The following is a 10,489-nucleotide window of genomic DNA, read 5'->3' on the forward strand; positions in this document are numbered from 1 at the left end:
GTTCTACTTCCTCGTTTCACGTCGAGCGTCCGAGATGTTTAATACAAAACTAGCAGTCTACCCGCTCGGTTCGAGCAACTTTAAAACCACCCCACCGGCACCCCGTAGATTCCGACCGATCTCGCCTACTTCGATTTCCGGCGGCTCCCCCGGATAATTCGGCGAATGCGTCCGAGGTATTCAGCCATGCCGTTTTCACGACCGTGATTGGATGGGACGAAATAATCAGTGCCCACCAACTGATCTGGTGGATACTGTTGGGCGACGACACCCATGGGGTCATTGTGCGGGTAGATATAGTCCACCGCGTGACCAAGGTCCTTAGCCCCGCTGTAATGTCCGTCGCGCAAATGTGGTGGCACCGGTCCGGTCTTCCCGGAACGAACATCCTTCAATGCCCCGTCGATTGCGCTTATGACCGAATTCGACTTCGGTGCTGTTGCCAAGTGAATCGTGGCCTGCGCCAGCGTCAGCCGGGCTTCCGGCATCCCTATCAAGGCAACTGCCTGCGCCGCGGCGACGGCGGTTTGCAGAGCTGTCGGGTCGGCCATACCGATGTCTTCGCTGGCCAGAATTACGATTCGTCGGGCAATAAACCGAGGGTCTTCCCCACCCTCAATCATCCGCGCCAGGTAATGCAGGGCAGCATCGACATCAGATCCGCGGACGGACTTAATAAACGCGCTGGTGACGTCGTAATGCTGGTCGCCGTCGCGGTCATAGCGAACCACGGCTCTGTTGATCGAATTGGCAAGCGACTCAGCGGTAATCTGCTCACCATCGGCGACGGCTTCTGCGGCTGCCTCGAGGTACGTGAGGGAACGACGAGCATCACCAGCTGCCAGCGCAATGAGCTGTTTACGTGCATCGTCTGTCATACTGACGCGACCATTCAGGCCGCGCTCATCGGTAAGTGCTCGATCAATGAGCGTGCCGACGGCTTCGTCGTCCAGTGACTGCAACTGCAACAGCAGTGACCGACTGAGCAGCGGGGACACCACTGAGAAGGATGGGTTTTCCGTCGTTGCCGCGACGAGAAGGACAATCCGGTTTTCCACGGCACCCAACAGGGCATCCTGCTGGGTCTTGGAAAAACGGTGCACCTCGTCGATGAAGAGCACCGTTTGAATGCCCTGGTTAACGAGTGTGCGACGAGCAGTATCGATAACCGCACGCACTTCCTTCACTCCTGCATTAAGCGCGGAAAGCGCTTCAAAGTGTCGTCCGGTCGCCGCGGAAATCAAACTGGCGAGAGTGGTTTTGCCAGTTCCAGGAGGGCCGAACAGAATAACGGAAGTGTCGCCGCCACCTTCGACCAGACGGCGCAACGGTGCTCCGGGGGCTAACAGGTGGTCTTGACCAACGACTTCATCGAGGTTTCGCGGTCGCATCCGAACCGCCAACGGCGCGTGTGCACCTGGGTGAAAATAGGCGCTCGCATCGGAGTTCAGGCCAGTGCTTGCTGGCCCCGCACTCCGACCTTGGCTCTTGGCCGCTGTAGGTCCGGCGACCGAAGGCTCGTCGAAAAGCCCTGGAGCGTCATCGGCGGAGCCGTTTGCACCGCCTGACGGCAGCTTATTCGGATCCGCCACGTGTGCCCTAGCCTTCCTCTTGCTCTAAGAAATCGATGACTGCATGCGCGAACTGTTCCAGCTCGTCGGCACGATCGTCCTCACACTTATGGGCGAACTGTGCAATCGCGCGAGCCGTGTTAGCCATGTCGCGCCGCTCCAGTGCTGAGCCGCCAACTTCCGGCTTCAGGTCCGTGCGTCCTTCATGCCCCACCCACAGCGCTTGTTTTGGAGAACCGAAGAAGGAAACCGTTGCGGAGATGAAAAACCAACCGAGCAACGCCGCAGCGATGAACGCCATCAAACGGCGGTCGCTCGTGCCGCGATACCAATGGTCACGAATCTCTTCCATCCAGGCACGGACAAACACGTCGACCTCTGCCTCCGATGGACGCTCCACGAAAACGTGCAGCGGGAAGCCTGCGACGACGCTGGCCACGTCGAAGATGACATCGCGGTAACCAGCCCACTCATAGTCGAGGAACTGGACCTTATCCGCCAGCAGAATGTTGTCCGGGGCGAGGTCAAACGGAGTAAACGCCCTATGCGTGCCCTTCTCAATTCGACGAGCAGCATCCTCACCGAAAGAGCGCACAGCGTCGGGAACAGGAATGCCGGACCCCTCGACAGCTCGCATACCAAAGCGAATCCCCGACACAATGCCGTGGTCACGCGCCTCGAGAGCCTCGCGATCGACCTTGTTCTTCACCCACATACGACGACGCAGGGTCTCAAATCCCTCTTCACGAGTATGCGTGTGAATATGCATCCGACCCAGCGAAGCGCCGAGGCTGCGGAATGCGCGCAATCGTCGCTCTTCATCGCCACGAAAGAGTACGTCCGCAAGAGTGTCCACGACACCGACGTCGCTGAGAACCAATAGCTGCTTTGAAACATCGTAAGCAAGAAGCTGAGGCCCCGGGCGGACGTCGTCAGGCAGTGTATTGATGAACTGGTACGCCACGACTTCCCGTAAAACGGCGGGATCGACGCCTTCAGTCGTCGTAGGAATTTGCTTTACGACGACCGTGCGTTCCTGCATAAAGGGATTTGTGGCGACCCGTACGCGGACAACAAGAGCGTTTGACTGACCTGTAAGTACTTCTGGATCCGACAACACTGGAGTGCCGCCGAATCGTGCGGAAAGCAGTGTCTCTGCATCTTTAACTACGCTGTCAACTTCTGCTGCAGCGTCGTCCGAGTACTCCATTGAATGCCCTTTCAATGAGCCAGTTTCAGTCAGGCGATACGGATGTTGCGTTGTGGCCAGTAACGCCTTGGTTAGGAGGAATTGGCGCCACTCGCGCTGTTCACGCTGGAGTGACAGATCACATTCCTCGCAATGTGATTTCTTTGTTTACTTGCTGTCGCCTGCGTCGGCTGCTGCCTTAACGCCGTCTGCCTTCTGCTTTGGCTTCGGCTTGAAGTCGATACCGGTCTCCTTGCGCTGCTGAGCGGTAATCGGAGTCGGGGCGTCAGTCAACGGATCAACGCCGCCACCGGACTTCGGGAAGGCGATAACTTCGCGAATGGAGTCAACGCCGGCCAGCAGGGAAACGATACGGTCCCAACCGAATGCGATACCACCGTGCGGCGGAGCGCCGTACTGGAAGGCATCCAGCAGGAAGCCGAACTGCTCCTGTGCCTCTTCCTCGCCGATGCCCATAACATCGAAGACGCGCTTCTGGACATCTGGGCGGTGAATACGAATGGAGCCGCCACCAATTTCGTTACCGTTGCAGACGATGTCGTAGGCGTAAGCCAGTGCGTTGCCAGGATCCTTGTCGAAGGTATCCATGTGCTCTGGCTTCGGCGAGGTGAAGGCGTGGTGCACAGCAGTCCACTGCGAGTGGCCCAGGGCAACGTCACCGGAAGCGGTAGCGTCGGCAGCCGGCTCGAACAACGGTGCGTCGACGACCCAGGTGAATGCCCAGTCGCCTTCCTTGATAAGGCCGAGCTTCTTGGCAATCTCTCCACGAGCAGCACCCAGCAGTGCACGGGAGCTCTTAGCGTCACCTGCAGCGAAGAAGATGCAGTCACCCGGCTTCGCGCCTACGTGCGCCGCGATGCCTTCACGCTCTGCGTCAGTAATGTTCTTGGCAACCGGGCCGCCCAGAGTGCCGTCCTCCCCAACAAGGATGTAGGCCAAGCCCTTTGCGCCGCGCTGGCGGGCCCAATCCTGCCAAGCGTCGAGCTGACGACGAGGCTGCGATGCGCCACCGTCCATAACAACTGCACCGACGTAATCGTTCTGGAAGACACGGAAAGTGGTGTCCTTGAAGAACTCGGTGCACTCCACCAGCGGAATGTCGAAGCGCAGGTCCGGCTTGTCAGAACCGTACTTCTCCATGGCCTCCTTGAAGGTCATGCGTGGAATCGGGGTCTGAACAGTGACACCGGCCTCGGCGAAGATAGCAACCAGAATCTCTTCTGCCAGCGCAATGACATCGTCCTGCTCGGCGAAGCTCATCTCAACGTCGAGCTGAGTGAACTCCGGCTGGCGGTCAGCGCGGAAGTCCTCATCTCGGTAGCAGCGGGCGATCTGGTAGTAGCGCTCCATGCCAGCGACCATAAGCAGCTGCTTGAACAACTGAGGGGACTGCGGCAGTGCGTAGAAAGTGCCCGGCTTCAAACGAGCCGGCACCACGAAGTCACGAGCACCTTCCGGCGTAGAGCGAGTCAACGTCGGGGTCTCGATTTCGGTGAAGTCGTGGCTGTCCAGCACCTTACGGGCTGCGCGGTTGACAGCCGCACGGAGACGCATAATCTTGGCCGGGCCTTCACGGCGTAGGTCTAGGTAGCGGTACTTCAGGCGGGCTTCCTCGCCGACAGTGCCAGAAGTTCCAACATCCTCGAGCTGGAACGGCAATGCCGCCGACTCGTTGAGGATGGTCAGCTCCGTAACATTGACCTCAATTTCACCCGATGCCAGGTTCGGGTTTTCGGAGCCCTCCGGGCGCTTCTCAACGACACCGGTGACCTGAATGCAGTATTCGCTGCGCAGGTGGTGTGCACGCTCAGCAACTTCGCTGTTGCGGAACACAACCTGGGCGTAACCGGAGCGGTCACGCATGTCGATGAAGATCACGCCACCATGGTCACGGCGGCGTCCTACCCAACCGGTCAGGGTTACTGTGCTGCCGGCGAGGTCAGCGCGGAGGTCTCCGGCAAGATGCGTACGAAGCACTGCGAATTGGTCCTTCCAAAATTGGTGCTATAGGGATTAACGCTGTGGATAGCGGTTTCGTCCGTGTAGTCTACCTTGAAGCCAGAAAGGTGAGAAGAAGACCCCGGCTATTTTGCTTATTACCGGTCATCGCCTTGGGCCTACCTCGGGCTTCATGTACTCACTTAGACAAAGTTCTCCGTAGATCCTGACGTTGATTTACATGCGGATACTATGACGCAGCGCTATTCAATGGCCCGTTTTCCGCACCTTATGCAATAGTCTTACTCCTATGACCTTCCGGAATGACTTCCAAAAGAGCTCGGCTCGTGCCGAGCGACGCTCGGGTGGTGGCCGCGCTATCGCCGTAGGCGGTGGCGGTATCGGCGGCCTTGTCCTCATCGGCCTGTACTTACTTCTCGGCGGCGACCCGGGACAATTGGGACAGCTGACAGGTGCCCAGAACAACCAGTCCTCGCAGACTGCACAGCAGTCCCCTGGCGAGGATCCATGCAAGACCGGCGAAGATGCCAACAGCCGCATCGATTGCCGGATGGAATTCACCGGTATTTCGGTCGACCGAGTCTGGGAAGAACAACTCCCCGCACAGGCCGGCATCGAGTACACGAACCCAGGCTTAGTCCTCTTTGAAGGCTCCACTCAGTCGGGCTGCGGCGCAGCGTCCTCGTCCACCGGCCCGTTCTACTGCCCCGCCGATCAAACGGCCTACTTCGACACGGAGTTCTTTAGCACCCTGGAGCGCATGGGCGGAGGCAACGGACCGCTCGCACAGGAATACGTCGTGGCCCACGAATTCGCCCACCATATCCAAAGGTTGGAGGGCACACTCGGCCGCAGTAACTACAACGAACCGGGCCCCGATTCCGACGCTGTAAAGATCGAGCTGCAGGCCGACTGCTACGCGGGTATCTGGGCTCATTACGCGGACAAGGGGCCGGACGCAATCCTCGAACCGCTTTCCGACGAGCAAGTTGCCGATGCCCTCAAAACTACGAAGGCCATTGGCGATGACACCATCCAGCAGCATTCCGGCGGTGGTGTTCAACCGGACTCCTGGACCCACGGCTCGGCCGAGCAGCGTACGAAGGCATTCCTCACCGGCTACAAGTCAGGAAAGATGTCTCAGTGCGACACTCTCGAGCGCGGCGTCTACAGCTAGACTCCGCACTCAACAAATGCGCGTTTCCTAGATGCGCGACTGCAACTCCTGAACCAGTGCATCTAGGGCGACTGCGTGCTGCTCGTGGGACTCAAGGTTCTTCAGCTGAACCTCGCCCGCGGCCAATTCAGACTCGCCGAGGACCAACGCAAATCGGGCTCCAGCGCGATCGGCACCCTTCATCGCGCCCTTCAGACCGCGGCCGCCGTAGGACATATCTGCGCGGATACCCGCTTGGCGCAGCTTATTGATCTGCACCGCCATAGCGTGAGCGGCTTCTTCACCGAGCGCAACACCATACACATCGACGCGTCGACCATCGCTGGCCTGCTTGCCCTCTGCTTCCAGTGCGAGCAGTGCGCGATCCACACCCAAACCAAAGCCAATTCCAGACAGCTCTTGGCCGCCTAGCTGCGCCATCAGCCCGTCGTAGCGACCACCGCCACCGATACCCGACTGAGCACCAAGGCCGTCGTGAACAAACTCGAAGCACGTCTTGGTGTAGTAGTCCAGTCCGCGCACCATTCGAGGATTGATGACATAGGGCACCTTCATGTCATCCAACAGTCCAGTCACAGCTTCAAAGTGACCGCGAGCGCTGTCAGAAAGGTGGTCCAGCATCAGCGGCGCGTCGGCAAGCATTTCCTGCATTTCCGGTCGCTTATCGTCGAGAACGCGCAGCGGGTTGATGTTTGCACGGTGGCGCGATTCCTCATCCAGAGGCAGGTCAAACAAGAACTCCTGCAGCTTAGCGCGATATTCAGGGCGGCAGGTGTTGTCGCCAAGGCTTGTCAGTTCAAGGCGGAAGCCTTCGAGCCCGATACCGCGGAAGCATGCGTCGGCAAGCGCGATGACTTCAGCGTCCAGCGCAGGATCATCGACGCCGATTGCCTCTACGCCCACCTGCTGCAACTGACGGTAACGGCCTGCCTGCGGGCGTTCATAGCGGAAGAATGGCCCCGCGTAGGAAAGCTTGACCGGCAACTGACCGCGGTCCAAATTGTGCTCAATGACCGCGCGCATCACGCCCGCGGTACCCTCCGGGCGCAGGGTGACCGAACGGTCGCCGCGGTCGGCGAACGTGTACATCTCCTTGGTGACGACGTCCGTCGATTCACCTACGCCACGTGCAAAAAGCCCGGTTTCCTCGAAAATTGGCAGCTCAATGTGCTCATAGCCCGCAAGTCGTGCGCGGTGCTGGAATGAGTTTCGCACCGCCTCGAATTCGCGGGAGACCGGCGGGACGTAATCCGGCACGCCCTTGGGCGCGGAGAATGGCTTCAACTTCTTTGGCTTCTGGCTAGAGTTCACCCCGCTAACTCTACCTGCCAACTCTCACGACGTGTCAGCCAGGCTAGGTGAGGTTTTGCAGGAACGGGTTGGTCGCGCGCTCCTCGCCTATCGACGATGCGGAGCCATGGCCCGGAAGAATCATGAGGTCATCCGCCAGCGGGAGGACCTTATCCTTCAACGACTGCTGCATGTGCTCCGGACTACTGCCCGGCAAATCTACGCGACCGATAGCCCCCTTAAAGAGGACGTCCCCGCTGAAGACAATCTCATCTTCCCCATCGGAAGCGCGCAGCATCACGCATCCCGGAGAGTGACCCGGAGCGTGAATGACTTCGCAATTCAACCCTGCCCACTTTACTTCGTCGCCATCCTCGAAGAAATCGGCTTCCGTATAAGCCTGCATAGAATCGATGTCAAAGAGGTGTCCGAAAGAAGAACCGCCGAGCTTCGGATTGGCCAGCAACACATTGTCGCTTTCGTGAATGAAGACGGGGATATCCCAGAAGTCGGCGGCCTCCGCGACATCGCGGACATGGTCGATATGACCATGGGTCAGCAGAATTGCTTCCGGCTTCCAATCTCGCTTCTCAACCTCGCCGCGTACTACCTCGAACGCCCCCATGCCCGGGTCAACAATGACGCATGGGGTGGACAGGCCGTCCATTTCCGGAGCGCCTGTTGCCACGTAGCAGTTGGTCTGAAAAGGGCCGGCTGCAAAACCAAATATCTCCATGGCGCTCCATTGTAACGATTGTGTACAGCCCCCGGCAGGCTATTTGCGCCTTCCAACAACGGGAAGAGAGCACCTTTCCCCTTGCTCGTTGGCCTGTCATCTCGCAAATGGGAAGCAATCCCGGGCATAATGGTCGATTGTGTACGCGACGGTGACCGACTGAGCTGTTACTTCAAATGCGGTCACTATCAATGGGCAAAATCGTCCGCTGGTGTTCCGTCACCAGCAATAGATGACTAACAGATACGGAGAAAGACTAGTGGCCAATAATGAGCAAAGGCGCAAAGATGCGATGCGGACGCTCGAGCGCGAACTTAAGCGCCGTGCACGTGCCGAGAAGCTGAAGCCACTGGGCGTTGTCGTAACTACCTTGGCTATCCTGCTCTTTATCGGTGGCGGCATCTACTTGCTGACCACGGCTGGCGGCGCTGACGACAATGAGGCCGCTGATGCATCCACGACTCCAGTCGAACCTGCAGCTCTGACAGCTACTCCCGTCAGCGGTGAAAAGGTTCCAATGAAGCGCTCTTCCCCACTTCCGGAAACCGTGACCTGTGACTACCCGGATGATGGCGAGGCATCGAAGGACATAGATAAGCCAGCTACCGACAACGTTCCCGCCACTGGCACTGTAACCATCACCCTGAAGACTAACCAGGGCGACATTCCGATGGAGCTGGACCGCGCTATTTCACCTTGCGGCGTCAATGCAATTGAGCACATGGCCAAGTCCAACTACTTCAACGACACCGTGTGCCACCGTATTACCGGTGGTGGCCTGAACGTTCTGCAGTGTGGCGATCCGACTGGTACCGGTACCGGCGGACCGGGCTTCAAGTTCGCTGGCGAGTGGCCGGTCAAGGATTCCGGCCTGGATCAGAACACCCCGTTGGTGTACCCGAAGGGCTCTATCGCCATGGCAAACCCGAGTGACCCGGATGCCAACGGCAGCCAGTTCTTCCTCAACTGGGCAGATTCTCAGCTGCCTCCGCAGTACACCGTGCTTGGCTCCATGACTGACGAGGGCACCAAGACGGTTGCGGACATTGCGAAGAACGGTATCGAGGGTGGCGGTACCTCTGACGGTAAGCCAGCTAAGGAAGTCCGTATTGAGAAGGCGGAAGTCAAGTAGTTGACTCAACTAACGGGTTAAGTAGCAAAAAGTGTGTCCGCTCGGCGTGTTGCGGGGCGGGCACACCGTTTGTTACTTCATGGGGCCTTTTCTGATTCCTATCGAGTGTTCGTACTCGGTTGGGATAGCGTTGTCGTAGAAGGCTGGTCGGCCTGTTTCATGGTCGGCTTTGTTGTGGTCTTCTTCGACAAGATCGTTGACTTTGGCGAGTTGATCTTGGCCGAAATTGCACTGCCTGGCGATCTTTAATGGGTCGTCAGGCAGTTGCGTTTTCGAGTGCAGGTACCACTCGAGCATTTTTCGTTGGCGTTCCCCGGACCTGCCGCGATGCGCGTCGGCGATGCGTTTGAGCCCGGCGTTGATGCCGCCTTCCAGACTGTTTGTCGTTGAAGCCCAGCGTTGAGGCTCAAGCGCATTCGGTGGTGGCTGCAGGTAGGTAAACAGCCATCCTTTCCGTGAGAGGTGCAGCAGGGAGTTGTATGCCTTGCGAACTCGCAGATGGGTCCATTCCCACTGGTTGTTGAGTGTGCGGCGCTCTTTTGACACGGGCGTTTTCTCGTTGAGGAATGCTTTGAATACCTGTCCGAAGTCGTGCAGACGCAGCGTCCACTCCCGTGCCTGGTCGAGTGTGGTGATACGGGTCAGTTTCAACGCCAGGGCGTAGATGGCTTTGCCGGCGTCGGTGCGTGGTCGTGATGTGGTGTAGCGGCGGATGACGCGTTGCGCATGGACGAGGCATCGTTGGATTATCGCGTTCGGCCAGCAGGCTTTAATCGCAGTAAGTGCGCCTTGTCCGCCGTCGAGGACGACGCAGAGCGGCTCAGCGATTTTGCGGAGTAGCTGCGTGTAGGCGTGGGCGGTTTCGTGTTTGGTCCAGTGCCATGCGATGACGTGGTCGTGGCTGGCTGCGACGAGCAAGCATCCGGCGGCGGTGTAGGTACCGTCGATGAAGATCTGGTCGTAGATGCGCTGTGGGTCACCGTCGTTGGGGATGTCGATGAGCCAGAACGGTTTGAATCGGCGGTCAAGTGTCCAACGGCTTACCCCTTGTTGCTGGGCGAGTTCAGACAACGTTGCTGTGGAGGTGGCATAAGAGACGAAGGCTTTAAAGTCGCGGGTCTGCGTGCGGTCGGTGCGGGTTCGTGTCGTGGAACTGCCGCAGTTCGGGTCCTTGCATCGCCACCTGGTTGTGCCTTTAGAAGTGGTTCCGTTTTTCTTCATTTGCCCAGCGCATATCGGGCATCGTGGTCTGTTTTTACTCACCCGGAAAGCACACCAACCCCCGATTAGCACATGCGGGTGCCATTCCGGTGGATTGAACACTAATCGGGCGGATATAAGGTCTTGATGCTTATATCCGCCCGATTTACCCAGCCTAATCAGCAGTAATGCTGAAAGTCAGACACACTTTTTG

The 10,489-nt window shown here is 58.4% G+C and carries 8 protein-coding genes; 2 read left to right on the forward strand and 6 right to left on the reverse strand.

Annotated elements, in window-relative coordinates:
* Window positions 1-125 precede the first annotated feature (125 nt).
* The 3 genes from ADM64_RS07380 to aspS all read right to left on the reverse strand — a co-directional run bounded on the left by ADM64_RS07380 (window position 126) and on the right by aspS (window position 4,758).
* Window positions 126-1,451, reverse strand: a complete 1,326-nt coding sequence (locus ADM64_RS07380; RefSeq protein WP_224433708.1) for a replication-associated recombination protein A — start codon at window positions 1,449-1,451, stop codon at window positions 126-128.
* Between the two features lie 148 nt (window positions 1,452-1,599).
* On the reverse strand, window positions 1,600-2,781 hold the full coding sequence (locus tag ADM64_RS07385) for a phosphotransferase family protein (RefSeq protein ID WP_016422694.1): 1,182 nt from the start codon (window positions 2,779-2,781) through the stop codon (window positions 1,600-1,602).
* 147 nt (window positions 2,782-2,928) lie between these two features.
* Window positions 2,929-4,758: an aspartate--tRNA ligase gene (gene aspS, locus ADM64_RS07390; protein WP_016422693.1), complete on the reverse strand. Its 1,830-nt coding sequence runs from the start codon at window positions 4,756-4,758 to the stop codon at window positions 2,929-2,931.
* 271 nt (window positions 4,759-5,029) lie between these two features.
* On the opposite strand from aspS, the gene ADM64_RS07395 reads away from it, so the two are divergent.
* A complete protein-coding gene (locus ADM64_RS07395; protein ID WP_016422692.1) occupies window positions 5,030-5,917 on the forward strand; it encodes a neutral zinc metallopeptidase in 888 nt (295 codons plus the stop codon).
* Between the two features lie 27 nt (window positions 5,918-5,944).
* Here ADM64_RS07395 and hisS read toward each other — a convergent pair whose 3' ends face one another.
* Together hisS and ADM64_RS07405 are read right to left on the reverse strand one after the other, a co-directional pair.
* Window positions 5,945-7,228 (reverse strand): histidine--tRNA ligase, encoded by a 1,284-nt coding sequence (hisS, locus tag ADM64_RS07400; RefSeq protein WP_049193738.1) that lies wholly within the window; start codon window positions 7,226-7,228, stop codon window positions 5,945-5,947.
* A 43-nt stretch (window positions 7,229-7,271) separates the two neighbouring features.
* Complete coding sequence (locus ADM64_RS07405) at window positions 7,272-7,943, reverse strand: MBL fold metallo-hydrolase (RefSeq protein WP_049193739.1); 672 nt, start codon at window positions 7,941-7,943, stop codon at window positions 7,272-7,274.
* A 292-nt stretch (window positions 7,944-8,235) separates the two neighbouring features.
* Between ADM64_RS07405 and ADM64_RS07410 the strand changes: the two genes are divergently transcribed.
* Entirely contained in the window at window positions 8,236-9,075 is an 840-nt protein-coding gene (locus tag ADM64_RS07410) for a peptidylprolyl isomerase (protein WP_049193740.1), read from the forward strand.
* 72 nt (window positions 9,076-9,147) lie between these two features.
* On the opposite strand, the gene ADM64_RS07415 is transcribed toward ADM64_RS07410, so the two are convergent.
* Window positions 9,148-10,338, reverse strand: coding sequence for an IS1249 family transposase (locus ADM64_RS07415; RefSeq protein WP_162838042.1), 1,191 nt, complete (start codon window positions 10,336-10,338; stop codon window positions 9,148-9,150).
* Between the last annotated feature and the right edge of the window lie 151 nt (window positions 10,339-10,489).

Origin of the sequence: Corynebacterium sp. 401_CJEI (assembly GCF_001076435.1) — a bacterium.
Taxonomy (GTDB): Bacteria; Actinomycetota; Actinomycetes; order Mycobacteriales; family Mycobacteriaceae; genus Corynebacterium; species Corynebacterium jeikeium_D.